This window comes from Saccharopolyspora erythraea (assembly GCF_018141105.1).
In the GTDB taxonomy this organism is placed as follows: Bacteria; Actinomycetota; Actinomycetes; order Mycobacteriales; family Pseudonocardiaceae; genus Saccharopolyspora_D; species Saccharopolyspora_D erythraea_A.
This window is the reverse complement of record NZ_CP054839.1, coordinates 2,559,418-2,583,813: the sequence shown is the minus strand read 5'-3', so window position 1 is coordinate 2,583,813 and position 24,396 is coordinate 2,559,418. Positions and strand designations below refer to the sequence as shown.

General features: G+C 66.2%; 36 protein-coding genes and 2 tRNA genes. 37 read left to right on the top strand and 1 reads right to left on the bottom strand.

The genetic code is table 11. The features are described from left to right. Positions 1-20 precede the first annotated feature (20 nt). The 7 genes from HUO13_RS12040 to HUO13_RS12010 all read left to right on the top strand — a co-directional run bounded on the left by HUO13_RS12040 (position 21) and on the right by HUO13_RS12010 (position 3,614). Entirely contained in the window at positions 21-515 is a 495-nt protein-coding gene (locus HUO13_RS12040; protein WP_211901470.1) for a hypothetical protein, read from the top strand. 13 nt (positions 516-528) lie between these two features. After that, complete coding sequence (locus tag HUO13_RS12035; protein WP_211901469.1) at positions 529-831, top strand: hypothetical protein; 303 nt, start codon at positions 529-531, stop codon at positions 829-831. A 1-nt stretch (position 832) separates the two neighbouring features. Next, complete coding sequence (locus HUO13_RS12030) at positions 833-1,621, top strand: hypothetical protein (RefSeq protein WP_211901468.1); 789 nt, start codon at positions 833-835, stop codon at positions 1,619-1,621. Next, positions 1,618-1,845, top strand: a complete 228-nt coding sequence (locus tag HUO13_RS12025) for a hypothetical protein (protein ID WP_211901467.1) — start codon at positions 1,618-1,620, stop codon at positions 1,843-1,845. Before HUO13_RS12030 ends, HUO13_RS12025 begins: the two co-directional genes overlap by 4 nt. A 129-nt stretch (positions 1,846-1,974) precedes the next feature. Then, the gene (locus HUO13_RS12020; RefSeq protein ID WP_211901466.1) at positions 1,975-2,664 is read left to right on the top strand and encodes a DUF2637 domain-containing protein; all 690 of its coding nucleotides are present in this window, start codon (positions 1,975-1,977) and stop codon (positions 2,662-2,664) included. A gap of 71 nt (positions 2,665-2,735) precedes the next feature. After that, positions 2,736-2,996 (top strand): hypothetical protein, encoded by a 261-nt coding sequence (locus HUO13_RS12015; RefSeq protein ID WP_211901465.1) that lies wholly within the window; start codon positions 2,736-2,738, stop codon positions 2,994-2,996. Between the two features lie 132 nt (positions 2,997-3,128). Beyond that, entirely contained in the window at positions 3,129-3,614 is a 486-nt protein-coding gene (locus HUO13_RS12010) for a hypothetical protein (RefSeq protein WP_211903427.1), read from the top strand. Positions 3,615-3,672: 58 nt separating this feature from the next. Here the strand turns inward: HUO13_RS12010 and HUO13_RS12005 are convergent, their stop codons facing one another. Further along, entirely contained in the window at positions 3,673-4,386 is a 714-nt protein-coding gene (locus HUO13_RS12005) for a helix-turn-helix domain-containing protein (protein ID WP_211901464.1), read from the bottom strand. 874 nt (positions 4,387-5,260) lie between these two features. Between HUO13_RS12005 and HUO13_RS12000 the strand changes: the two genes are divergently transcribed. From HUO13_RS12000 to HUO13_RS11860, 30 genes are all read left to right on the top strand, one after another. After that, on the top strand, positions 5,261-5,482 hold the full coding sequence (locus tag HUO13_RS12000; RefSeq protein WP_211901463.1) for a hypothetical protein: 222 nt from the start codon (positions 5,261-5,263) through the stop codon (positions 5,480-5,482). Between the two features lie 255 nt (positions 5,483-5,737). Then, positions 5,738-6,361 (top strand): hypothetical protein, encoded by a 624-nt coding sequence (locus HUO13_RS11995; protein WP_211901462.1) that lies wholly within the window; start codon positions 5,738-5,740, stop codon positions 6,359-6,361. Positions 6,362-6,474: 113 nt separating this feature from the next. Continuing rightward, on the top strand, positions 6,475-7,284 hold the full coding sequence (locus HUO13_RS11990) for a hypothetical protein (RefSeq protein ID WP_211901461.1): 810 nt from the start codon (positions 6,475-6,477) through the stop codon (positions 7,282-7,284). Positions 7,285-8,254: 970 nt separating this feature from the next. After that, positions 8,255-9,058, top strand: coding sequence for a hypothetical protein (locus HUO13_RS11985; RefSeq protein ID WP_211901460.1), 804 nt, complete (start codon positions 8,255-8,257; stop codon positions 9,056-9,058). Between the two features lie 139 nt (positions 9,059-9,197). After that, a complete protein-coding gene (locus HUO13_RS11980) occupies positions 9,198-9,866 on the top strand; it encodes a hypothetical protein (protein ID WP_211901459.1) in 669 nt (222 codons plus the stop codon). Between the two features lie 39 nt (positions 9,867-9,905). Continuing rightward, a tRNA-OTHER gene (locus HUO13_RS11975) sits at positions 9,906-10,009 on the top strand. 33 nt (positions 10,010-10,042) lie between these two features. Then, on the top strand, positions 10,043-10,282 hold the full coding sequence (locus tag HUO13_RS11970; protein ID WP_211901458.1) for a hypothetical protein: 240 nt from the start codon (positions 10,043-10,045) through the stop codon (positions 10,280-10,282). Between the two features lie 30 nt (positions 10,283-10,312). Next, a tRNA-OTHER gene (locus HUO13_RS11965) sits at positions 10,313-10,392 on the top strand. A gap of 74 nt (positions 10,393-10,466) precedes the next feature. After that, positions 10,467-10,835, top strand: coding sequence for a hypothetical protein (locus HUO13_RS11960; protein WP_211901457.1), 369 nt, complete (start codon positions 10,467-10,469; stop codon positions 10,833-10,835). Between the two features lie 10 nt (positions 10,836-10,845). Beyond that, on the top strand, positions 10,846-12,057 hold the full coding sequence (locus HUO13_RS11955; RefSeq protein ID WP_211901456.1) for a hypothetical protein: 1,212 nt from the start codon (positions 10,846-10,848) through the stop codon (positions 12,055-12,057). 4 nt (positions 12,058-12,061) lie between these two features. Then, positions 12,062-12,256 carry a hypothetical protein gene (locus tag HUO13_RS11950; protein WP_211901455.1) on the top strand — a complete coding sequence of 65 codons (195 nt, stop codon included), beginning with the start codon at positions 12,062-12,064 and terminating at the stop codon, positions 12,254-12,256. A 2-nt stretch (positions 12,257-12,258) separates the two neighbouring features. Then, on the top strand, positions 12,259-12,495 hold the full coding sequence (locus tag HUO13_RS11945) for a hypothetical protein (protein WP_211901454.1): 237 nt from the start codon (positions 12,259-12,261) through the stop codon (positions 12,493-12,495). After that, a complete protein-coding gene (locus HUO13_RS11940; RefSeq protein ID WP_211901453.1) occupies positions 12,488-12,769 on the top strand; it encodes a hypothetical protein in 282 nt (93 codons plus the stop codon). Before HUO13_RS11945 ends, HUO13_RS11940 begins: the two co-directional genes overlap by 8 nt. Before the next feature lie 26 nt (positions 12,770-12,795). Continuing rightward, positions 12,796-12,957 (top strand): hypothetical protein, encoded by a 162-nt coding sequence (locus tag HUO13_RS11935; protein WP_211901452.1) that lies wholly within the window; start codon positions 12,796-12,798, stop codon positions 12,955-12,957. 76 nt (positions 12,958-13,033) lie between these two features. Continuing rightward, positions 13,034-13,276: a hypothetical protein gene (locus HUO13_RS11930; protein WP_211901451.1), complete on the top strand. Its 243-nt coding sequence runs from the start codon at positions 13,034-13,036 to the stop codon at positions 13,274-13,276. A gap of 188 nt (positions 13,277-13,464) precedes the next feature. Further along, positions 13,465-13,704 (top strand): hypothetical protein, encoded by a 240-nt coding sequence (locus HUO13_RS11925; protein ID WP_211901450.1) that lies wholly within the window; start codon positions 13,465-13,467, stop codon positions 13,702-13,704. After that, entirely contained in the window at positions 13,704-13,922 is a 219-nt protein-coding gene (locus HUO13_RS11920) for a hypothetical protein (protein WP_211901449.1), read from the top strand. Before HUO13_RS11925 ends, HUO13_RS11920 begins: the two co-directional genes overlap by 1 nt. After that, positions 13,919-14,071 (top strand): hypothetical protein, encoded by a 153-nt coding sequence (locus HUO13_RS11915; RefSeq protein WP_211901448.1) that lies wholly within the window; start codon positions 13,919-13,921, stop codon positions 14,069-14,071. The genes HUO13_RS11920 and HUO13_RS11915 overlap by 4 nt, the downstream gene beginning before the upstream one ends. 390 nt (positions 14,072-14,461) lie before the next feature. Further along, positions 14,462-15,031 (top strand): hypothetical protein, encoded by a 570-nt coding sequence (locus HUO13_RS11910; RefSeq protein ID WP_211901447.1) that lies wholly within the window; start codon positions 14,462-14,464, stop codon positions 15,029-15,031. A 24-nt stretch (positions 15,032-15,055) separates the two neighbouring features. Beyond that, positions 15,056-15,235: a hypothetical protein gene (locus HUO13_RS11905; RefSeq protein ID WP_211901446.1), complete on the top strand. Its 180-nt coding sequence runs from the start codon at positions 15,056-15,058 to the stop codon at positions 15,233-15,235. A 129-nt stretch (positions 15,236-15,364) separates the two neighbouring features. Beyond that, on the top strand, positions 15,365-17,941 hold the full coding sequence (locus HUO13_RS11900; RefSeq protein WP_211901445.1) for a phage/plasmid primase, P4 family: 2,577 nt from the start codon (positions 15,365-15,367) through the stop codon (positions 17,939-17,941). Positions 17,942-17,999: 58 nt separating this feature from the next. Further along, the gene (locus HUO13_RS11895; protein WP_211901444.1) at positions 18,000-18,452 is read left to right on the top strand and encodes a GIY-YIG nuclease family protein; all 453 of its coding nucleotides are present in this window, start codon (positions 18,000-18,002) and stop codon (positions 18,450-18,452) included. After that, positions 18,449-18,967, top strand: a complete 519-nt coding sequence (locus tag HUO13_RS11890) for an NUMOD4 motif-containing HNH endonuclease (protein ID WP_211901443.1) — start codon at positions 18,449-18,451, stop codon at positions 18,965-18,967. Before HUO13_RS11895 ends, HUO13_RS11890 begins: the two co-directional genes overlap by 4 nt. Continuing rightward, positions 18,964-20,784 carry a DNA polymerase gene (locus tag HUO13_RS11885; RefSeq protein ID WP_249124695.1) on the top strand — a complete coding sequence of 607 codons (1,821 nt, stop codon included), beginning with the start codon at positions 18,964-18,966 and terminating at the stop codon, positions 20,782-20,784. Before HUO13_RS11890 ends, HUO13_RS11885 begins: the two co-directional genes overlap by 4 nt. A 44-nt stretch (positions 20,785-20,828) precedes the next feature. After that, entirely contained in the window at positions 20,829-21,140 is a 312-nt protein-coding gene (locus HUO13_RS11880; protein WP_211901442.1) for a hypothetical protein, read from the top strand. Between the two features lie 77 nt (positions 21,141-21,217). Continuing rightward, a complete protein-coding gene (locus HUO13_RS11875) occupies positions 21,218-21,394 on the top strand; it encodes a hypothetical protein (protein ID WP_211901441.1) in 177 nt (58 codons plus the stop codon). Positions 21,395-21,737: 343 nt separating this feature from the next. After that, positions 21,738-22,691 carry a sigma factor-like helix-turn-helix DNA-binding protein gene (locus tag HUO13_RS11870; RefSeq protein ID WP_211901440.1) on the top strand — a complete coding sequence of 318 codons (954 nt, stop codon included), beginning with the start codon at positions 21,738-21,740 and terminating at the stop codon, positions 22,689-22,691. Between the two features lie 56 nt (positions 22,692-22,747). Beyond that, positions 22,748-23,536, top strand: coding sequence for a hypothetical protein (locus tag HUO13_RS11865; RefSeq protein WP_211901439.1), 789 nt, complete (start codon positions 22,748-22,750; stop codon positions 23,534-23,536). 13 nt (positions 23,537-23,549) lie between these two features. Next, positions 23,550-23,675 carry a hypothetical protein gene (locus HUO13_RS38045; RefSeq protein WP_282976390.1) on the top strand — a complete coding sequence of 42 codons (126 nt, stop codon included), beginning with the start codon at positions 23,550-23,552 and terminating at the stop codon, positions 23,673-23,675. A gap of 304 nt (positions 23,676-23,979) precedes the next feature. Beyond that, positions 23,980-24,354, top strand: a complete 375-nt coding sequence (locus HUO13_RS11860) for a hypothetical protein (RefSeq protein WP_211901438.1) — start codon at positions 23,980-23,982, stop codon at positions 24,352-24,354. Positions 24,355-24,396 lie beyond the last annotated feature (42 nt).

The following is a 24,396-nucleotide window of genomic DNA, read 5'->3' as shown; positions in this document are numbered from 1 at the left end:
CGACGACCCAGCGGGACCGGATGAAGGTCGAGCTCTACTGGACGAATCCTCTCGCAGAGGGCGAGCAGCGAATCACCGCGGGGTCGTGGCACACCGCGCCCGAGGTCGACACCGCCGGCATGTACCGCTGGAACGTTGGCGGTGCCACGTACACGGAAATCCCTTACGCCGGCCGCTGGCGGGTCCGCCTCGACGTCGGCCTTGGCCGCCGGCCGGACGGACAAGACCGGTTGGTCGGTGCCTGGCTGAAGCTCAACGACAACACAGGAACGGTCCTGAACGCGGACACGATCGCCTACGACACGGTGTTTCGCCGGAACCCGCCCGGCATGTACCGGCTGATCGTCGAGGCCGACCGTGTTTTCTCCGCCGGCGATCATGTCTCCCCCGGCTTCTGGAACGAAGGAACCGGCGGTTCCCGCGTGCTGGGCATCTACGACCCGGTCACAGAAGACCCCGAGCCCGCCCCGAAGGCTCCCACCTACTTCACGGCCGAGTACATCGGCCCCAACTGACCCGGACATCCACATGCCGCATGACGAATACGAGGCAGTGATCACGTTGCGCGATCTCCACGAGGACATCAGGGCGATCCGCAACGACCTCACCACGGTCATTGCCCAGCTCTCCGCGACCACGACCACGCAGGCGGACCACGAGATGCGTATCCGCGAGCTCGAGAAGACCACCGCGTCGTCCGTTGAGGTCGCGAAGCACGAGGAGCGCCTCGACGCTCTCGACCGGAAGCACTGGTACGCCACGGGCGCGCTGGTGGTTCTGGGAATCCTCTTCCCCAACCTCGGGGAAATCGCCAAGCTCTTTGGAGGCTGACATGGCCTGGCGCGTTGCGCGCAGCCTTGACACGCTGCTCGCGCAGTTCAACGCCCGCTATCCGAACCGCTCGAAGGTTTCGGACGGCTCGATCGGCGATGCTGCCCACGCGAGTCGGAGCTCTGACCACAACCCGTGGTACGGCCCCGGCATCGTCACCGCGCGGGACTTCACCCACGACCCCGCCAACGGGATGGATATCGACCGCCTGACGGATGAGCTCGCCGCATCCCGCGACCCCCGGATCAAGTACATCATAGCGAACGGCTACATCCTCGACTCCCGTCCGGGCAACAACCCGTGGCGCTGGGTCCGGTACACGGGCTCGAACCCCCACACCAAGCATTTCCACCTTTCCGTGATGCCGAACGCTTCCGCGGACGACCCCCGCCCGTGGAACCTTCCGTCGTTCGGAAACGCTTCCCCCGCACCCGCTCCCGCCCCTGCTCCCGCCCCGACTCCGGAGGATGCCGACGTGCAGTTCCACGACACGTTTCCCAACAAGACCAACGGCAAGCCGATCAGCCTCGGTGACGCTCTCGGCTTCATCGACAAGAACAGCCACGAGACCCGCGGCATGGTCCAGGAGATCCGCGACGAGGTCCGCAAGGCCGTGTTCGAGCTGACCTACCGCCACCCGTCCCGCGTCGCGGGCAGCGAGTACGCGGACACCATGCTCGGCTACTCGGTCAACGCCGACAGGTACGGCTATGAGCTGTCGAAGCGCATGGACGCCTTGGAGAAGAACGTCGCCAAGCTGGTGGCCTTCGTGGAGGGTCAGGCCAAGTGACCAAGCTCCTTGTCCCGTTCGTTCAGAAGACCGTCCCCGCTCTCTGGGCTGCCCTGGTTACCTGGCTTGTCTCGGCTGGCGCTCCCGGCTGGCTGGTCGACGCGCTCGCCGGCGCTGAGGCCGTCGTCCTGGCGGTCGCCTTCGCCGCCGTCTATGCCCTGATCGAGGCCGTCGAGCCGAAGCTCCCGAGCTGGCTTCGCGCGGCACTGGTCGCCAAGAAATAGCACTTCCGCCCCCGGCGCTTCCGGAACTTCCGTTTCCGGCAGTTCCGGGGGCGTTTGTGTTTCACCGTGGTGTGCTACACTTCCGCTACCGGTTCCGGAAGTTCCGGAACCCCGGAAGTAGGAGCGGAAATGTACCGGAAGTTGGCTTCCGTCGCGGTCGCAGTCCCCGCCGTGATCGCCGCCGTGGTGAGCTTCGAGCACGTACGCGAGCTGGCGGAGTTCGCCGGCGAGGAGTGGCGAGCGTGGCTGCTCCCCCTGTCTGCGGATGGCCTGGTCATCGCGTCCAGCATTGCCGCTCTGACGGCCCGTCAGGCAGGCCGGAAAGTCCACCCTATGACGGTCCTCAACCTGGTGGTCGGCCTGCTGGTGAGCGTGGCCGCGAATATTCTCACCCCCTTCTTGGAGGACTTGACCCCGCTCGCGGTCGACGTCCTGTCCGCGTCCGTGGCCGCGTGGCCCGCCGTGGCGCTGGCGCTGGCCTTCGAGGAGCTCCTCCGGCTCCGGGCTTCCGCGAGTGCGGAACCGGAAACGGCGGAACCGGAAGCGGAACCCGTGTCGGAAGTTCCGGCGGAACCCGAGCCCGAGCCGGAACCCGTGGCGGAAGTTCCGGAACCCGTGGCGGAAGTTCCGGAGCCCGCGGAAGCTCCGGCGGAGCGGAAGCCGAAGCCGAACAGCGCTCGCGAGGAGGCAATGGCCCTGGTTCGCTTGGACCCCTCGATCTCCGGCGCGGCTCTTGGTGCCCGCTTCGGCCGAACGGACCGGTGGGGTCGCCTGATCAAGACCGCGGTGGCGGAAGAGGCGGTTACTCAAATCGGGTGAAGCCACGGTGAGACGTAAACGTGGTGTGCTGAGCTTGCAGAGCAAGAACGGAACGAACGAAGGAGCCCGACATGAACAACACCCACCCCATCGAGCAGGCCCCCACCGCCAAGGACCGCCCGATCGAGATGGACGAGCGCGCCGCCGGAGCTCTCCAGTGCGGCCGGGCGACCTATTTCGAGCTGGCGGACTACCTCAGCCCAGGCGAGGCCACGAGCGTCATGCTCCGCATCGTCCGGATGTCGCCACTTCTGACCAACCGGGACGTAGCCAACTGGGCCGAAGCGTACAGGCGCCAGCTGCAGGGGGGCGACGCGACGGACGAAAGCTGACCTGGACGAAACGCCTTCGGGCGTCGCGGGGAACGAGACCCGCCTGATGAGTCCCGCCGGCGCCCGCCGGTCGGTAACACCCGACCCGATCCCGTCGATACGTCAGCGTTGCAACACAAACGAGGAGAAGAAATGGCGAAGTACTACACCGACCCCGCCACCGGTCAGCGAGTGAAGATCCAGAAGTCCCACAAGATCCGCAATTTCGTGGTTCTTCCGGGCGTCGGATTGGTCGCCTTGATCGTGGTGATATCCGCGGCGAGCGGAGGCGGGGGTTCCGCCCCGACTGCCCCGGTCGTTCCGGCGTCCCCAGTTTCCGCGGAGCCGGCCGCCACTGGCGCCTCGTACGCAGAGGTCTTCGGCACTGGCGAGGCGATGGTCACGGTCATGACCGATGGCTCCTCGACGAACACGGTCAAGCTGCCGCACCGGGTCGACCTGCCGGAAGGCTTCGCCACCGTGTCGGTGAGCCGCGGCCCGAGCATGGAAAGCTACATGCAGAACGGCGGCCCGGACTCCGGCGAGGTCGGTTGCCGCATCGTCCGGGACGGCAAGGTCGTGGACGAGAAGAAGGCGTCGGGCCAGTTCGCCTCCGCCTCCTGCACGAAATTTATGTGATCGACGAGGAAAGCCCCCTTCCAACCTTCGGGTCGGGAGGGGGCTTTTTCGTTCCGGGCTACCGTCCGAGCACTGGCGCGAGCTTACCGAGCATGTGTGCACCGCACCAACGGGACTCGGAGTCGTGGGGGTCGACCACCTCCCGCGCAAGCTTCTTCGCGAGCTTACGAGGTTGAGGGCACGACGGGAGGTCGCGGGCGACCCGCCTCGACGTCGCCCAATCGAGCTGGAGCAGCCGCGAAACCTCAGACGAGATGCAGAGGTGCCGTACCTTCTCGTCCGTCTCCAGCACCTCGATCACGGCGCGTGCGTTCTCCTGCCCGGGTGTCTTCGCCAGGATCGAGAGCGCGTTCGTGCGCAGCGTCGCCGTCTTGCCTTCCACCATCCAGCGTCGGAGGTTCGCGAACGCGTCGGGGTCCGCCTTGTGCACGATCGCGAGGTCCGTCGCGTGGGCTGTGGGAGCCTTGGCGATGATGTCGGGATCACCTTCTCGGATGGCTTTGGTCAACAGCGCGATCTTCGCGCCCTTGAGCTTGATCAGCCCGGGGTGTGTGATGTCGCGGCGGAACACCTCGCCCCCTTCCTGCTCGATGGTGCGTTCGTAGGCTTCGATGATCCCCGCAGTAGCGGTACGCCGTCCAGTCTCGACGTGCCCCAGCGTCGACTTCGCGTAGTGGGTGGCTCGCGCCATCCGTTCAAGGCTGATCCCCACGCTTAGCCTGGCTTCACGCAGGATTGGCCCTATGTCAAGGTCGTCATCTGTAGACGCCATGTAGACCCCCGACCCCTACCCATCGCCCACCGTGAGCGAAAGACTACTTCACGGATGGTCCCCGTTGGCGTTGTTCCGTCCCCCGACCCCCGAACGTTGGCGGGGACCGTCCTTCCAAACCGGGGAGGTATTGGGTGTGGACACGTTTGGTGCAGTCATGGAGCGAAAGCAGCCGGCGTCGAGCGATGCGGCGCCGAAGGAAGCGGGTCCGGTTGTCTCCCGCGACGTCTGGACGGACGCGGTCGGCACGGTGCACGAGCGTCAGCCGGGTACCTCGGCAACGACCCATTGCGGTCTGGTCATGGGCGAGCACCGACACCCGCCGTCCGCCCGCGCTTGCCCCGTGTGCGTCGAGGCAAGCCTTCGCGAGTTCTGCCTCCGGCACAATTGCGGGACCTGCGGTTGCGGCCACAGATCCCACGCCGAAGAAGATCCAAACGGGTGATTGCGCGACACCGCCGATCAGGGTATCCAGCAGCCTGGAGACTCGCGATCAGGAGGGGGCGTGCATGGAGCGCAAACCGATGAAGTGCTACGCATGCGGGGGCTCTGGGGTGATCCTGGTGTCCCAGTTCACGGAGCACGTCGAGGAATATCAGACCGAATGCGTATGCGTTCGATGCAAGGGCGAGGGTTCGATCTCGGACGGCTTCGGAACGTCTGATCTGCTGCTCTCTCTCGTCGACCTGCCGTTAAGAGAAGGCCCCCCGTGCATCTGCCACTACCCGACGCACGGGCCGATGGGGCACCCACAGTGCCCCGCCAGGTAACCAAAGAAGGAGAGATCATGAATCACCGCATCCCCGACCCTTGCCCGGTCTGCGGTCATCGCTTCTGCATCTGCCCGCCGAAGGCGTCGCGGTAGGCTCCCGCCATGCAGCGGCAGGACATCAACGAAGCGCTGAGGACAGTCGAGCGCAGACTCGAACAGGGCGAACCGCTCCCGCAAGACCCGGAGCTCTCCCGACTCCTCGGCACCGCGATGCGGATGCTTCGTGAAATGCACGTAGGCCCGGACACCTGGGCTAAGGGGTGGCTGTCCGCCGAGATGGCTTTCGGCGACTTCGCCCGGAAGTTCAACGAGCTCACCCAGTAACACGACCCCCGTCAGTCTTCGGACCGGCGGGGGTTTCACCTGATCGTCGTAACCCATCCACGGTGAAACGAAAACGTGGCATGGTAGGCTCGTCCCTACCAGCCCGAGAGGAGGCTCAATGTCCGACGCAGGGGACACCAACGAGGTCGACACCACCGCCGAGGTGACTGACGAGGACTGGCAGCTTGCGCTGCTCGCCTCCTCGCAGGGTTTGATCTCGTTCTGACCACGTCGAAACACTATCGAGGAGTCTCCGTGAACAACATCGCCATCATCGGCCGCAAGCGCAGCGGCAAGGACACGGCAGCCGCGGCCCTCGTCGAGGAGCTCGGATACACCCGCCTCGGGTTCGCGGACCCGCTGAAGGACGCGGCGCTCGCGCTGAACCCGATCGTCGAGGCGTTGGACCCCGACTCACGTCGCGGCTACGCCCTCTGCGAGGAGATCCCCGAGGTACGCGAGGCCATGTCCTACAGCAGGGAGGTCCGCCTCGCCGCACTGGTGGACGTGGTCGGCTGGGAGACGGCCAAGGACCGGTTCCCCGAGGTCCGCCGCATCCTCCAGCGTCTCGGCGACGAGGCCGGTCGCCAGGTGCACGGCGAGGGGACCTGGATCGCCCAGCTCCTCGACCGCATCGAGCGCGCGAACGCCGCCGGCAACCCCGTGGTCGTCCCCGACGTGCGATACCCCAACGAGGTGGGGGCGCTCGACGAGCGGGGGTTCGTCATCGTCCGCATCACCCGACCCGGCTACGACGTCGCTACCCCGGGTGAGCACGCGTCCGAGAAGGTTGACGCCCTCCCGTACGACATCGTGGTCATCAACGACCGCGACCGGGACGCGCTGAGGAGATCCATCCTCGACATCGCCAAGCGCTGACCTGCACCAACACGGAACCCGCTCTCGGTTCGCCGGGGGCGGGTTCCCGCGTTTGGACAGAATCACACCCGCGGTGGAACACAAACGGTGCTGATTCACGGTACGATATGCGAATGAAGACGCTGTCGGACCTGCGAGACGAAGCCGTCGATGAACTCCTTGCCGCGGCGAACGCTGAGGGCGACCTCGCAACGCTACATCTGCGCCGGCTGTCCGAACTCTACGTCGACATGCGGGAGCTCTGCCCCGACCCGTTCGGTCGGGGTCCGGACTACTCGGGTCGGTCGAAGGAGTACCGGGCCGCGGTCTCATCCATCTACCGCGACGTGACGGACGAAGTCTCCGCCCGGACACTGGACCAGATCAAGAACAAGGTCCGCTATCACACCTCGACGGCCCTGAGGGAGCGTCTCGCCGACCGCCCGGAGGTGCTCGAAGAGTACGGGGTTCAGCGTCGCTCCGTGAAGGAACGCCTCGCGGACCGGGTCAAGCAGCGTCGAGCGCTCGTGGACGCGGGCATCATGTCGTCTGAGGAAGACGACCCGAACGCAACCTCTCGCCTGGTCCACAGCGCACGCTACCTCCTCGACCTCGCTGCGGAGGAGGGTCTCGAAGACGTCACCCGGGACGCCCGGGACCACATCGTCAGCGCCGTTGACCAGATCGTCTCGCACGTCCCCGACCTCGTGCCGCCGGCCGAACGTGTCCGCCTCGCCCGAAACATCCTGTCCTCTGTCGACGATGATTCGTTGAAAGGGCAACCGGAGCCGACCCGCGAGCGTGTTGACCAAGAGCTGACAGAGACGCTGGAGCACGCGACACGCCTCCGCCGGCAAACGACCACGGTAGAGAACACGCTCGCTACCATCGACGAGATCGCGGCGAAGTACGCGGGCCGAGGGTCGGCACGGAAGAGGGCTTAGAACGGGTACTACGGAGTGGGTATGTCGGAGAGGGATCGACTCCTCGCGGAACTCGACCGGTTACGTCTCCGGGCCGAAGAAATCGGCCGAGAGCTGGCAGCGCTGGACGCAGCCGACGAGTCCCCGCCACCGTTCCGGCGTACCCGCCTCCGCCTCGTCAAGGGAGCTGTGGCCGTCGCGATCGGAGCTCTGGCTCTCGCGAACTGGGCACGCACCCGACCGTTCGCGATGGCCGCTTCCGCTGCCGCTCTGTCCGCTGCCGCGGCCGTGGTTCTCATGAGCACCCCGACCGACGATGTCTTCCCCGAACGTCGGCGCCCCGTCATCGCGGAGCCGTCTCGGCCGTTGCTGGTTCCGCCTACCGTGACCGTCACTCGCCCCCTGCCGCCGGCGGCGACGCCCCCGAGTCCCGTGCAGGACCGGTTGATCGTGTCGACGTGGGAGAGGGACGACGAGGCGTCTCGACCGGTGGATGCTCCGGGGGGTGGGGTTCCTCCGCAGCCGCCAGGCGAGGACCCGGGGGCGCCTGAGATCCCCGAGACCCCCGCCCCTCCTCCGCCGGACGACGGCGAGACCTCGACGCCTTCGCCCCCTCCCCCGCCCGAGCGGCGCTGCCTCGCGGACGTCGAGCTCCTGGGGCTGGTAGACCTCGAACTGTGCCCAAACCGGAAAAACCGCCTCTGACCTGCGAAAACTCCGATTTTGGTGACAGCGGTGACACCCCCTCCCATTATCCGCTATAGGCGACTTTTTCAACATCAACTCCCCTAAGGCACTAATCCGGGGGGGTGTCACCACTGTCACCCGATTACCTTATTTCCGCAGGTCAGAGGCCGTTTTTACCCGTCGAGAAGCTCCGCGGGGGTGCTCCGCGTCGAGGAGGGGCGAAGTCGAGGTCGCGCCGTGAACCAAACGCGCCGCTGCGTACCAACTACCTGGGTGTCAATTCTGACCAACCCAGGGAGCCCCTGTGCCCGCAGTCAAGACCGTAAAGAAGAACGACAGTAGGTTCTACGTCCGTCCCGACCGCGATGAGCGCGTCCCGGGCGTGACCAGCATCCTGAACATGATCCCGAAGCCCTTCCTCACCTTCTGGGCCGCGAAGGTCGTCGCGGAGACGGCCCTGGAGTGCCTACCCGAGGTGACCGGCCTCGCACTGAAGGACAAGCAAGGCGCGATCGACTTCCTGAAGGGCGCCCCCCGCCGCTCGACCGCCGGCGCGGCCGACACGGGGACTGCGGTTCACGACCTCTTCGAGCGCATCGCGCGCGGGGAGAACATTGGCCGAATCCACCCGGAGTACCAGCCCTACGTGGATGGCATCCACGCGTTCAACGACAAGTTCCAGCCCGAGTACCTGTTCCTGGAGCAGACGACCTGGAGCGACACGCACCGCTACGCCGGAAGCTTCGACTTCATCGCCAAGATCGAGGGTGAGACGGTGATGGGAGATGCGAAGACCACGCGCTCTGGGGTGCACAGCGAAGTTGCGATGCAGTTGAGCGCGTACAGCTACGCGGACCACATCATCGACACGACGGGAGAGATCCAGGAAATCCCGAAGATCGATGCGGGTGTGGTGGTGCACCTCCGCCCCGAGGGTGTCCGGCTGGTCCCTGCTCGCGTGGACGAGGAGACCTTCGAGGCATTCCTGACGCTGCGCAAGGTCTTCGACATCGTCAACGACCAGATGTCCACGATGGTCGGCAAGCCGGTCTTCGACACGACGACGGAGAAGTCCACCGGCTCGCAGCGTCGCGCCGCCAAGCGCTGACCACGCTCAAACACAAACGCCCCGGATTGCTCCAACCGAGTGATCCGGGGCACCCGTGAACCAAACGCGCCGCTGCGTACCAACTACTCCATTGAACGGGACAACGATCCCGACGATGAGACACAAACGAGGAGCTTGCATGTCTCTCCGAATCTTCGAGACTGACCCCGAGGCCGCCGCCAAGAAGCGGACCGGCCCGAGCTTCACCCCGGACTTCCGCCTCCGCGGCGGCCTGGTCGCCAACGGTCAGCCGGTCGCCTTGAGCACCTGGGCGTTCACCACGGAGGACCCGACCATCGCCCCCACCTTCGCCGAGAAGTTCGGCGGCGAGGTCGAGGTGCTGGACGTCGAGAAGGGCGACGACCAGCGCATTGTCACCGAGACCGCTTCGGTCGATGTCCTGATCGACGGCCCGAAGTCGCTGTCGACCGTGATGGTCCTGTACGGCATGAACGGCCCTATCCACAAGTGCGACGGGATGTACTCCCTCCTGGAGGACGAGGAGGGCGAGCCGTGCGGCTGCCCCGCCGGCTTCGCTGAGCGCAAGGCTCTCGCCAAGAAGGGCCGCGGCCCGTCGCCCGAGATCAAGCTGACTTTCCAGCTCGCGGACGCCCCTGATCTGGGTATCGGCTTGTACCGCACCGGTTCTTGGTCGCTGGTCCGCGACCTCCCGGAGATCGAACGCGAGCTCGAAGCCCGCGCCGGGGACACTCCAATCCGCGCCCGGCTGAAGCTGGTCTTGGTCGAGTTCACCACGAAGGCCGGCATGGACGTCAGCTATCACCGCCCGGTCGTCGAGTTCATCTGATCCATCGGTAGCCCCCGGAAACCCCGGGGGCACCACAAAGCGCGCGTCGTCCAACGGCAGGACGCCGCCCCGCCCTTGCCCGCCAGAGCTCGGGGGTGCACCGGGGATCAACGGAAACGCGGGTTCGACTCCCGCCGCGCGCACTTCATGAAACCCATTTCCTTAAAGGAGCCGTCATGTTCATTTACCACCTGACCCGACGCGGCTACGACAACGGCCCGACCCACGACGCGGCGGACGAATTCGCGGTTGTCGCGAACGACGAGAGCGAAGCCCGACGCCTCGCCGCCCGTGACTGTGGTGACGAGGGTCCAGGTATCTGGCGGGACTCGATCGCGTCGGCTTGCGTTCTCGTCGGGACCGTCACCGCCAGTCTTCAGCCGGGCGTCCTGGTCCGCGAGTTCAACGCGGGCTGACCAAGACCCGGACCCCACCGGTCCGGGCATGCGCGCGTAGTTCAAGCAGTCAGAACGCCCCAATATCCGGATGGCGAGGGGAAACGCGGGTGCAGGTCCCGCCGCGCGCACGTCCACAACCACGCCCCCGCAGGTGCAGTCACCGAGACCGCCTGTGGGGGCGTTTCCACGTCGAGGAGCCCTCATGTCCGTCTTCATCCGCGCGACCGAGTGCATGGTCGAGATGGAGTTCGAAACCCCGTCCGGCAAGCGGATCGCCACTCTGCACCCCCGCGAGGCGTACGCGCTCGCCACGTACGCGGAGTGGCTCGTCTTCTCTGGCCAGACCGGTGACGAGCCCTCCTGCTTCCTGAACCTGCCCGACGAGGTCGCTCTCACCCCTGGCGACGTCGAGTCCTGCCCGGATGGTCACGAGCACGCCGTTTCGCTGTTCCTGGCGGTCGACCTCGGGACCGACCGTACGAACGTCCACGCGATCGAGATCAAGCGTGAGGACGACCTCGCTCTCTTGCCGGTCGCCTTGTTCGCCGCTGCTGCAACCGCTACCCGTTAAGGAGCCCGCTATGTCCGACTACAAGCCCGAGATCGGCGACCGCGTCACCTGGACCGGCTTCCCGAACCTGAACACCCGCGTCGGCACCGTCACCCGCGTGTCCGCAGACTCCCCGACGATGGTCTACGTCGAGGCCGACAACGGAGACGAGTTCCTTCAGGCCGCGAACACCCTCCGCCCCGTCCAGGACTTCAAGCCGGGCGACCGGGTCCGATTCATCGACGCTGAAGGCGTAGGTACCGTCATCCCCAAGCCTTATTGGGCACGCGGTAACCCCAACGGCACCGCGACCGTTTACGTCAAGTTCGACCCAGGCCAGCGGGTTTTGTCCATCCCGATTTTCGTTGAAGCGCGCCGGCTCGTTCAGGTCGCCCCTTTCCCGTTCGGCTGGACGGACGTCGGTTACACCGACGAGACCACCCCGGAGCCGGCTACGTGCAAGTTCCGGGACCTCGACGCCGGCGACACCGAGTCTTTGCGGATCATGTCCCGGGACTTGGTTGAGGAGTTGGACGAGACCCGCGCCCGCGCCGACCGGTTCGAGCGCGAGCTTCAAGCAATGATCGTCGACCGCAACAGCGCCGCGGAGATGGCGTACGAGCAGAAGGCCCGCGCCGAGAAGGCGGAGGCGCAGCGGAACGATTACGCCGGTCAGCTCGCCGACGAGGTGTCCGTCTCGACGCATCTGCGCACACGCGCAGAGAGGGCCGAGGACCGGGTTCGCTACCTCGAAGACTTGACGGGAAAGCTCCGCACCCGCGCCGAGAAGGCCGAGGCAGAGCTGGCGGAGTGCTCGGAATACTTCGCGGTGAAGGCCGAACGGGACGGTTGGAAGGCCCGCGCCGAGAAGGCGGAGGCCGAACTGTCCCGGGTCGAGGAGCTGGAGGACCAAAACCGCGTCCTGAAGTCCGACCTCGCACACGCCCGTGCGGCTGGTGACGTTCTCCTCCGCCGCTCCCGGGAGCTCGCCGAGCTGAAGGCCGCCCTCCGCACCCTGGGCGAGGATGGCTGCCGTGGCGACGTCGAATGTCCCGCCTCGAAGCACGTCGAGGGGTGTTACGCGAGCTACAACAAGCCCCGCCGCTTCCGCGACGCACAGGGCGACGTGTGGGAGCAGCAGCCCAACGGGTTCTTTCGTCTCGCAGGGGAGAGGTCGAAGGACCGGGAACTGTCCTTCGTCGAAGAGTACTGCGGTCCCCTGACCGACATCACCAACGAGTAACCCCATGGCCGCCATCGTCGCCGGCCGCCCCGAGGTAACCCACGACCAGCAGCGTCGGACTTATGTCTGGCGCTGTTGGGTCGTTTCCCTCTCCGGCCTGGTCTTCACCCGCTGCTACGCCACGGGCCACGCCCGCACCGAGTACGCCGCGACCGTCGCGGCCTACGCCCACTTTTCCGCCTGTCATAAGGAGAGCTGACCATGCGCACGCCTGAGACCCCGCTCCTGAACGTCGAGACCTGTTCGCACGGCAAGACCAACGATGGCGGGATCACCGCCGTGCAGGAGGGGGTGTTCTTCACCTTCCCGGCATGCGGCCGGGCCCACCAGGCGACCCGCGACAAGTACGAGGTGGACACCGCCTGGCTGGAGGAGCAGCGGATCGCCGACGAGCGTCGCGCCCGCCTGGCTCTGGCTCGGGAGGCCCGCCGTGGCTGACCTCGACGCCCCGATTCGGGCCAAGATCGCGGACCTGGACTACTGGCCGCACGAAAGCCACCCGGCGAAGCGGGACGCCGGACCTCTCGCCGACGCCCTCCGCGCCGTGCTGGCCGAATGCGACGAGGCAGAGACGGCCTGTTGCGACGCGATCTCTACAGACCTGGTCCGCGCCGCAATCGCCCGCGCTCTGGGTATTGACCCGGACCCCTGCCCGTACACGCACTCCCACACCCGCGCGTTCTGCGGGCGTCCTTCCTGCCGGGAGAGCTGATGCCTGACCCCAAAATGATCAGAATCATGGCCGAAGCAATCCGCGGGGTGGACGCCGAGGTTTACAACGACATCGAGCCGTGGGACGTGTACGAGGGTTACGCCGAGGCTGCGCTCGCCGCCTACGAGAAGGCGGCTTCCACGCCCCGCGAGCCGCATCATTTCGTCGAGGGCGTCGTCTACCTCTGACCCCCGAAATTGTCAGTCCTCCGCGGTATTCTTGCGGTGTCTTCGTTTTCCGCACCATTCTTCTGAGGAGCCCTTCATGCTTACTGTCCAGGTCCACCCGATTCAGCTCAAGTTCACGACTTCCCCCGCCGGCCAGACGTGCGATCTGTGCGGCGCCGCGGAGGTCTGGACGTCCCCCATCAAGCCCGACGTCAGCCCCGACTGCATCGCGCGTGCGCTCCACTTGGTTCACCTGGTCGTGAAGCACAAGGCCGAGGTGCAGCACATGTTCACGCGTGAGGGCCGACGCGAGGAAGTAACCGTCACCATCAACCCGTAACCGCAAGGAGATTTGATCATGCTGGGAGTGAAGGACGAGTTCGGTCGCGACGCGGACCACTGGTCGCAGGGCGACGACAAGGTGAAGGATCTCGTCGACACCGACAAGAAGAAGTAACCGCACTCCCAGGAGGAAGACCCGATGGCTTCGGCTGTCGGGTCTTTTTCTTGGGCGGAAAAGGAGCCCCAATGACTGAGTACGTGTACCGCGTCGTCGATCAGAACGGCGACGTCCCGACCAACGTCACGGGCCGCGCCAAGGTCTACAACCGCAAGGCCAGCGCCACGTCACAGGCGAAGGCGCTGAATGAGTGGGAGCACGAACTGTTCAATAGCTGGCGCACGCCCCCGAACCGGGAGCAGAAGGTCTACCGCACCCAGCGCGCCGCCGTGGTGTGGGAAGACCTCGACGCCCTGAAGGATGCGTGATGACCAACCTCGACGACCGGATTCGCGAGCGGATCGATTGGGCTTACGACGAGCCGCACGCCTGGGCTCACGACGTGTTCGACGCTCTCCGCGCCGTGCTGGACCTGTGTAACGAGCTGGAGGCGACGGCCCCGAACGGTTTCGCCGAGTTCATATCCGGCGCTACCGCCCTTCGGTTCAAGACCGCCATCGCCCGCGCCCTGGGGGTGGAGCCGTGAAGACCTATGCGGTCTGGATGCAGATCCCGAACGAGCCCCAGAAAACCCCGTGGTCGAACATCGCCCGCGGTGTCACCGCCGAGGAGGCCGACGTCTACCGACGCACATGCTTCTTCCCGATCCACGTCGAGGAGGAGGTGAGGCCGTGAGCCGTTTCGTGCTCCGGGACGGAACAGTTCTCGACGTCCCGCCCCGCGACTATTCGTTTTACGTCGACAAGCCTGAGGGGGTGTGGTGCTCGCTCTGCGAGGTCGTCATTCCGCCCCCACGCCACCCGGTCGGCCCCGGCGGGGAGAAGTTCGACCGCCAGACCAGCCGCATGACGCATTCCGTTCTGCACCACGTCGACAGAAGGGGGCGACCATAGCCGCCATCCACATCACCGCCGAGAGACCCCTCGCTCCGGGAGACATCCGGGCGATTGGGCGCGGTGATGAAGTGCTGATCTACCCGGCGGCCCCCGGTCGACAGGACTGGGGGTCTCTTCTCGCCGCGATGCCGAACGCGATCGCACGAGGCGCGTCGGTGAGGTGGACGCGATGAAGTCCATCGAAACCGAGTACGCCGGCTATCGCTTCCGGTCCCGCCTTGAAGCACGTTGGGCGCTCGCGTTCGATGAGCTCGAGCTCGAGTTCGCTTACGAGCCGGACGGCTTCGTACTCCCCTGGCGGTTCCGCGAGCAGTGGTATCCGCGCGCCTCGAAGTTCCGCTACCTGCCCGATTTCTTCCTTCCCGACCTCGGTCTGTGGGCGGAGGTCAAGGGCCGCTTTACGGCGCACGACCACACGAAGACGATCAACGGTGCCGCGGCTCTGTCCGAGTCTGGCAATGACGTCTTGGTCCTGGGCGAGGTGTTCCGCCAACCGCGCGGACAGTCTCGCCGGCCGTGGCGTCTGCACTTCGCTGGCGGCGAGCTGACCGCTACCCCGTGGCCGCCGGTCGAGGACCCGCCCGTCGAGCTGATCGCCTCGGAGCACGATCCGCAGGCGATCGGCAACGCGGTCGACCTTCTCCGGGGCTACGTCTGCGAGGAGCCGCTCCCGGCTGACTACCTCGCGGCGTTCCGGGCGGCCCAGCGGGCGCGGTTCGAACACGGCGAGTGCGGCTGACCCAAACCGATTGGAGTGTCCGGAATGACCGAAGAAGAACTGAAGGCGTACGCCAAGGAACTGATCTTGGAGCACGCGCACAACGTCGAGTACCTGACCATCCACGAGATGGCCGAGGACTACGCCCCGAACGGGATCAGCGACGCGGACGCCAAGAAGGTGGACCGGCTGATCCACTCCGCGAAGGTCACCGTCGACTGGTGACCAGCGACCGATTCGAACACGGCGAGTGCGGCTGAACCAAAACGGCGCCTGCGTACCAACTCAGGCGATGAAGGGGCGGGTCTCCACGACCGCCCCTTCTCCGCGTGCATACACAAACGAGGAGACTTGATGACCAGTTACCAGCGTTCTCTGCTCGACACGGGCCTTGCGCTCGTCCGGGCGGGCTACTACGTCTTTCCCCTCACCGTCGTCCTGAACGAGGAGACGTCCAAGAAGCGCTTGTCGATGCCCTTCCCGCACGCTGAGAGCTGGAATGTCCATTCCACCATCGACGAGGCGCAGGTCCGCGAGTGGTTCGCGACCCCGCGGAAGTCGATGAAGGGCATTGCCGTCGACTGCGCGAAGTCCGGCATCGTGGTCGTCGATCTGGACGTCTCGGACTCGGTCAACGGGATTGAGGAGTGGAACAAGCTCCCCGCCCAGCAGCCAACCCCGATGACGGTGGTCACCCGCTCCGGAGGCGTTCACCGCTTCTACCGGGACCCGTCCGGCCGCATCCGCAACTCCGCCGGCGAGGTCGCCCCGGGTATCGACATCCGCGGCGCTGGCGGTCTGGTCATCACAGCCCCTACTCGGGTGTTCGGCTCTGACGCCTCGTACGCCTTCGGCGGTGCGATCGTCCCTGTCGACGATCTCCCGGCGCTGACTCCGGACATGATCGAGGTCATCACGGCCCGCCAGGAGACCCAGCGCCCGAAGTTCGACCCGAGCATTCACGGTTCGTACAAGGTCTCGGTTGAGCAGGGCGAGGAGATCCTCCGGAACCGCCTGGAGCGGCTGAAGTCGGGCCGCGGCATGCGTTCCGCGATCTTCGGCTACGCGGTCGGCTACGCCCAGTTCGAGGGCGCGAAGGCTGCGAAGGATGACGCGGTGCTCGACGATGACGCGCTGACCGCGGCTGTCGCCAGGGATGTCCTGGAGGCGGTGCCGTGGGAGGCGCTCGACGAGGAGGACATGACGTGGATCGCGGACGGCGTCTCGAAAGGCTCGTCGCAGCCTTGGGAGCTGGCCGCGGCGTCTGAGGTCACCCCGTCGATCGAGACCAACGTCCCGCTCGACGAGCTCATGCAGCGCGAGGCGCCCCGGATGCCGGGCCACCCTCACCAGTCCCACGCCCTCGCGGCGCCGGTGGTCGTCGAGGAGCTCGAGGGCCGGTACCTGTTCGTCGAGGGTCTCGGCTGGCATGAGTGGGTGGGTGACCGCTGGTCGCCGGAGCCGAACATTCCGGTCCGTCACGCCGTGCAGCGGGCGATCCGTCGTCACCGGTCCGAGGCGAATCGCATGCTCGACGCGATCGACAACAACGAGCAGCGCCGCGGCATGGCCGAGGAGGTCGCGATCCTCAAGGCGGAAGGCGGCGACGGCCCGTCCCAGCGGTTGAAGGAGCTCGAGGAGCGTCTCGAGGCGGTCGCCGAGTTCCGTCGTTCGTGGAAGGCGTACGGCGAGTGGTGGTCGGCTCTGGGCAACGGTCACGACTTCAACCAGGTGATGAAGTTCGTCGAGGCGGACCCGGGTCGGATCTACATCCGCGCTTCCCGCCTGGACGCGGACCCGAACCTGTTGAACTGCACCAACGGAACGGTCGACCTGCGCACGGGAGAGATCCGTCCGCACAACCCGCAGGACTACATCACGAAGTCGACCCACGTCCCCTACGACCCGAAGGCAACCCATCCGCTGTGGGATAAGGCTCGCCAGGCGTTCGCGCCGGGTACGGAGTCGTGGCTTCAGCTCAAGGTGGGCGAGGGTGCGTTCGGCCGGCCGAGCAACGACGACACGATGTTGTTCAGCTTCGGGCAGGGCAGCAACGGGAAGTCGACGCTCACGGATGCGATCCTGTACAGCCTCGGGGATTACGCCGTGTTCCTGCACGACAAGGCGGTTCTTGGCTCGGACGGCGACCACAGCACCGAGAAGATGGTCTTCCGCGGGGCGAGGTGGGCGATCCTGGAGGAGCTCCCGGAGGCGCAGGTCCTTCGCCCGGCGATCATCAAGAAGTTGATCGGCACGGCGAAGATCACGGCCCGCTTGATGCGTCGGGACAACGTCACGTTCGACGCGACTCACTCCCTGCTCGTGAACTCGAACCACCGCCCCCAGGTGCTCGAAAACGACCGCGGCACGTGGCGCCGGCTGATCGCCGTCCCGTGGCCGTGGACGTACAAGTTCCCGGGCGAGGAGCTGGAAGACGAGTCCGACCTCCGGGCCGACCCCCAGGTGAAGCACTCCTTGAAGTCGTCGCTCGACGTCCAGAAGGCGGCCCTCGCCTGGATCGTCGAGGGCGCTTGCGGGTTCACCAAGGGTGGTGGGTCATGCGGTGAACTGCCGGATGCGGTCGCGAAGGAAACGCAGTCGTGGCGCATGGAGTCGGACACGTTCGGCGCGTTCTTCGACGCGGAGCTCACGATCGACAAGAAGGCCGCGATCAGCTCGAAAGAGCTGCTCGACGCCTACAACGAGTGGCTGGCGGACCTGGGCAAGAAGCCGGTTTCGGACGGCTACATCGGAACTCGCCTGGCGTCGACCAAGGGCGCTAAGCACGTGGCCAACCGCCGGATCAAGCGGAATTCGAAGTCGGTCGAGATCTCGACGACCGGTCCCGTGTCCGCGCTCCCGGAGCAGTTCCGCGCCTGGGTCGGTCTCCGCTGGAAGACCGCGGCTGAGAAGCAGGCCGAGACCGACTGACCCCCGGCGGGGGTTCATCCGAGCCCCCGCCACGGTCAAACACAAACGAGGTGAAACTTTGATTTCGATTACCGACGAGAAGGTCTGTCGGAGGTGCAATACGGGGAAACCGCTCGCGGAGTTCCATCGCAAGAACGCCTCCCCGGACGGCCGCCAGGACTGGTGTAAGCCGTGCCAGAAAGAGGCGGTCTACTCGGGTCGCGACTCCCTCCCGGTCGACGGACCAGCGGGGTACGTCTACCTGGTCCAGTTCAGCACCGGCCGTACGAAGGTCGGCAGGGCGACGCATCCGGAGCACAGGATATCCCAGCACGCTTACAACGCGGAGTGCATGGGCCTGAGCGTGGCCCGTACGTGGATCAGCCCCGTTGTGGCGGACCCCGCCTCCCTGGAGACCGCGGCGATCCGCATCGTCGCCGACCTGTCCACGTCGACAGTCAAACGCGAGTGGTTCGACGGGGTCGACTTCGATTCCGCCGTGGAGCAGATATCGAGCTTGGAGGAGAAGTGAACGGCGAGATTTGGCGACCCGTGCCCGGATGGGTTTCGTACGAGGCCAGCAACAAAGGGCGTGTTCGATCCGTTCGGTCCGGTCGGGTGCTTTCCTCCCCGCCCGGCGGTGACGGGTACCGCCGCGTGTATTTCAAGGTTGAAGGTCGGCGTTCCGCTTGGACCGTGCATCGGGTGGTGTTGGCCGCCTTTCGCGGGCCGAGGCCCGAAGGTGCACAGATCCGGCATTTGGATGGTGACAAGTCGAACAACCATCTGGAAAACCTCGCGTACGGCACGCCTTCCGAGAACGCAGCAGACACGAAACGGCACGGCCAGAACAGCAACCTCAACAAAACCCATTGCCCGAATGGGCACGAGTACGCCGGTTGGAACCTGATCGACAGGGATTCCCACGGTCGCGGTTGTCGCTCGTGCGCCTACGCCGCTTCGGAGGCGTGGCGGATGGCGAAGTTCGGGCACCACCTCGACAAGCGGTCTTTCGCTGACGACCTGTACAGGAGGAACCAGCCGTGACGCAGAAAGCGCTTTTTCTCGATATCGAATCCGAGTCCGCGGACCTTCTCTGGTCGCTACCCCCCGAGAATTTCGTCCGGCTCACGGGTTACGCCTGGGGCGCGAACGGCGATGTCGTGCTGACGGAGGATCTCGAAGATGTCCGGGCCGCCATCCGCGAGGCGGACGTCATCGTCGGTCACCGAATCCACGCCTTCGACCTCATCGGCATCTTCGGTAAGGACTCGACCGAGCCCCTGGAACTGGCGCTTGCCGACAAAGTCTTCGACACCTGGGTCCACGCCACCTTGGTCCACCCCGCCCCGTCGAGCTACGTCGACCGAAACGGAAATCCCGTGTTCGTGGACGGCCCGGAGCGGGCAAAGAAGTGGTTCAGCCTGGACAACCAGGCGTATCAACTGGGTGTCGCCGGCAAGTCCCACGACCTGAAGGCACTCGCCAAGGAGTTCGGGGGTTTCGGCAACATCCCGACCTCTGACCCGCGGTTCCGTGACTACCTCCGCCAGGACGTCATCGCTACCCGGGACGTCGCCCGCCGGCTGTCCCAGCTCGGAAGCCCGACCGACCCGTACGCCCTGCGGGAGCAGATCAACGCGGCGATCGACGCGCAGAACAGCCGCAACGGCTGGCGTATCGACGTCGAGCGGGCGAAGGCTCGCGTCGCGGAGCTGGAGGAGATCCAGCGAACCACGCTGGAGATGTTGCACGAGCGGTACGGCTTCCCGACTGAGGGCAAGGCGCCGCTTCGCACGAAGGCCGGCAAAGAGGCGGTTCTCCGGGCGCTGGCGGAGGTCGGCATTGCCGAGGACAAGCTTCCTCGCACCAAGAACGGCGGGCCGTCGTTGGGCGGTGAAGGGCTGGTCGAGACCGCCAAGAAGTACGGTTCGGACGAGGCGCTCGAACTGGCGCAGGCTATCGCCCGGATCGGCGGTCTCCGCCCGCTGGCGCAGTCAGCCCTGGACAACGTTCAGCCAGACGGCAGGGTGCACGTCGACATCCACACGCTTCAGCGGTCTGGCCGAAAGAGCACTCAGAACCCGGGCTTGACCGTGTGGACGTCCCGAGACCCGAAAGGAGCCGTCGAGAAGTCGTACTTCATCCCGAACGAAGACGATCACGTTCTCGTCGAGCTCGACTACTCGCAGGCTGACGCCCGGATTGTGGCCGCCTACTCCGGCGATGAGGCGTTCAAGGAGCGCTTCGCCCCCGGTGCGGACGCTCACCTGCTCACGGCCCACATCGTGTGGGGCGCAGACGTGGTCGGCTACGACAAGAAGAACCCGGTGACCAAGCAGTACCGGGACACGGCGAAGGCCCAGAACCACGCCTACTCGTACAACGCGGGCGCCCTGACTCTGTCACGAAACGCGGGTGTCCCTCTGGAGACGTCGAAGCTGTTCGTCGCCCAGATGAAGCGCGCGTACCCCCGCGTCGAGAAGTGGAAAACCCGCGTGATCAAGGAGGCCCAGCGTTACGGCTACGTCGCGAATTGGTGGGGTCGTCGAATGATCGTCGAGCGCGACCGGGAGTTCACCCAGGCTCCTGCGCTCTACGGCCAGTCGGGTACGCGGGAAATCGTCGTTGACGGCCTGATCCGCATGGCTCGACGCGACGTCCGACTGATCACGTTCCTCGTCGCCCAGGTTCACGACGCCCTCGTCTTCAGCCTCCCCGCCGGCGAGGTCGAGGAGCTGACCGCGGTCATCCGCGAGTGCATGGAAACCACGTGGTCGCCCGGCGACGGCATCGGCCAAGAGATCCACTTCCCCGTCGAGGCAGGTCGCCCCGCGAAGGACTGGCAGGAAGCCGGTCACTGATCACCGCACCACGTTCGAACACAAACCCAACCAAGGAGCTTTTCATGCGTGAAACCAACATCGTCAACGCTCTGTCCGCTGTCGTCCGTGCCGCCAAGACCGCATCGGAGATCGCCCCGATCGTCGAGCACCGTCGTTACGAGCTTCCTCTCGGCTACTCCGCACCCCGCGGGGTCGGCGGCGTCGCTCGCCCGGTCGAGGCGGTGCTGATCGCCCAGCAGGACCGCGGCGTCATGGCCGAGGTTGACGCGACTGTCAACGCCCTGAACCGGGCCGCCGCGGACCTGGAGATCGCGATTCGAGCGATGAACGCGGCCCTCGACCGGTGGGAGGGGTCCGCTACTCCGACCGAGTGAATCCGCCGCCCCGTGAACCAAACGCCCGGCTGCGTACCAACGGCCGTTTTGAAGCGAACTTCCATCAAGGAGCCCCCATGCTGATCCGCCCGTCCAACCGTCGTTACTTCCCCGCCCCGACCGTCCCTGAGTCTGGCTTCGAGAACGACCCGGTCAACATGGCCGCCCCTGTCGAGCTTCACAGGGAGGTCGAGACCGACGCCGCCGGGCGCGCCTGGACCCGTATCGCGCTGGCTCCCGCACTGCCCGCGTGACGTTAAAACACTACTCCGGGCGGGTGATTTCCAGAACGGGTCACCCGCCCGGTGGTTGTGTTCGTTTCCGATCATCCTCGCTGGTCGGCGCCCGTGCGGGAGTCCTCGGGCGCCACACAGGGGGCACGAGTGCCCGAGATCCACGTTTGATTGTTGACGTGGCTGTCCCGTACAAATACCTCACCGCGCCCGAACGGATCTCACGCAAGCCGGGCGCACCACGCGAAAACACAAACGAGGAGAAGACATGCCGAAGTCCGCCTTCCACGCCGACCGCGAAGACCGCCGCGCCGCTGCCGCTACCGCGATCATGGGTTACGGCGTCCAGAACGCCGCCGAGCGGGTGTCCCGCCTGCTGGCTGACCCTGACTTCGTTGAGGCGAACGCCCGGTTCAACACCGTCGAGGTCATCAACGACTTCGTCCCGTCGTCCCGCACAGCCCACGCTGACGCGAAGGCGGCCCGCCGCGAGCTGTTCCGGGACCCCCAGGTCCGCCGCGTCACCGTCGAGTTCGTCGGTACCGGGTACGCGATCGTGGCCGAGCGGTACGCGACCTTTACTGCGGACGAGCTCGCGGAGCTGACCGCCTCCGACGTTGACGGATACGCCGCTCTCCTGGCGCTGTACGCGCGGTTCCTCGCCAAGATCGAGTCGAACGCCAACCGGTACGGCTCGACCAAGGACGTGGACGGCCCCGGCGCGGTCTTCGACCACGACGACGCTCACCAGGAACAGGTTGTCGCCCTGCTGGAGGTGCTGGCCGCGGAAGCGGACGACCGTCCGTTCGCTGCACGCTTCTCCAGCCGTGCACGCACGGTCGGCTACGAAGCTCGCAAGTTCGCGACGCCGTACACGGTCCCCGGGAAGACGGTTCTCCGGGTGCAGTCGGCGATCCGGGACGCGAAAGGAGATCTCTCCGCTGCCGCTGCTGCTCTCGCGGAGTCGCAGGGCGACCGGAACGGGATCTCGGCCGACCGCTTCGGCGCGGTTGTGGATGCCATCCAGCCGGGCCGCCGGGTCGACATCGACGACGAGACGACCCGCAACATTGACGACCCGAACGCCCTGTCGGCTCTCGCTGGCGTCCTGTCTGGTTTCGATGACGAGCGCCTCGACGAGGCGTGGTCGCTTCTGTCCGACCGCGAGCAGGACGTGTTGACGGCCCACCTCGGCCTGGACGGCGAGGAGCCGATGACGCACCTGGATGTTGCGCGTGTCCTGGGTATCAGCCGGCCGACCGTCACCCGCGCTGCCTCGTCGGGTCTGGCCATTTTGCGATCAGCCATGTCGCGTTGAAACATTTACGTGATGACGAGCGATACAGGGTTCACCAGCACCGAGGAGGCCGACCGATGAACCGCCCGACGATCACCCTTCCCGCCGGAAGCACTCGCCCCCGGATCATCTTCGACTTCCTGATGGACGAGGGGTGGTTCGAAGACATCTTCTCGTCGAAGCGGAAGTTCACCGTGACTGAGGGGCCAACCCCGGAAACCCGCATCAGTGAGGCCACCGGACACCTGCACGAGCCCGGTTACCGCCGGCTTGAGGCCCACACGTGGGAGGTCGACCGTCTCGCGACGCTGCTGCGGGTCGCCGTGATCTCGTTCGGCGAGGTTCGGTTCGTTGACGAGGAGGCGGGTTCCGCCACGGACGTCACCGCCGAGAACGTCGAGCAGGTCGCACCTCGCGGCAAGCTCACCCGGGCACGCGAGGACCGAGCTCGGTACTTCAGCCGCGTGTTGGACGTCGAGGAAGCCACCCCCGAGCGGGTCGACGAGATCAACGACCGCCTTACCCGCGCCCAGGCCGCGGAGCGGGGAGAGCTCGAAGAACTCCGCGCCCAGAAGCTCGAAGCTTGGCGCAACCGCCAGTACCGCGCCCTCCAGGAGGAGCGGGCCGCCGAGACCGCGGACTCGTGGGACTCGACCGAGGAGCAGGAAGCCGCGGCCAGCCGTCTGCGAGAGAGCGTCGAGATCGCCAAGAAGCGCGGTTCGGTCGCCACCGTTCCCAGCGTCCAGCCCCCGAAGCTCGACACCCCCGAGCAGCGCGAGCGTCGCGCCCAGCTCGACAGGCAGGCGTACCGCGCTGCCTCCGCCCCGCGTTCCCGCCGCGCCCCGCGGTTCACCAAGTACCTGTGACGAGGAGAAGACCTTGAGCAACTACGAGAGCATGACCGACTGCCACTGCGCCCCGGGTCACTGCCGCCACATCGGCACTGCGCCGAGCGAGCCCCGTATCGCCAAGACCTACAACCGCACCCCGCATCCGAAGCGCTGACCACGTTCGAACACAAACGAGGAGACACCGTGAACCGCAATCGACGCCCCCGCTCTGTCCGTAACCCGCTCGCAGGCCTCTCCGGCGTCGGCCGGCACCTGCTGACCCTGTCGACCGTCCCCCGGGTCGGTAGTCACGTCTCCGCCCGCGTCGACGGTGCCCGCGTGAAGGTGCGCGTCGAGAGGGTCGGCGCCCGCCTGGATGTCGAGGGGCGGGTCACGTCAGGTCGCGGTGTTCGCCCCGGCACCCGCGTCACAGCCCCGCAAGGATCGTACGTTCTCACCAACTGATCAAGGAAGTCATTATGAACAACCCCGCCGAAGAACTCCGCCAGGCCGCCGCGACGCTGCGCGAGCTGGCCGCCAAGGCAAAGCCCGGACCGTGGACGGTCGATGACAACGGAGATGTTCACGCCAGCGAACGATTGCCGGGGAGTGAGCACCGGACCGCGTACGCCTACGAAACCAACGTGTCGATCCACGATTCCGAGTACGGAGACCCCGGCATCGCTGACGAAGCCGATGCCCGCTGGATCGCCACCTTCTCCCCCGCCGTCGCGGAGCCTCTGGCCCGAGTCTTCCTTGACGAGGCAGGGACCCGCGACGAAGGATCGGGCGCGGACAACTACCCGAACGAAGACGCCCTTGCCCTCGCCCGCCAGATCAACGCCGCCACCTGACGCACCACCCACAGCCCCCGTCCAGCCCCTCACCGGGCAGGT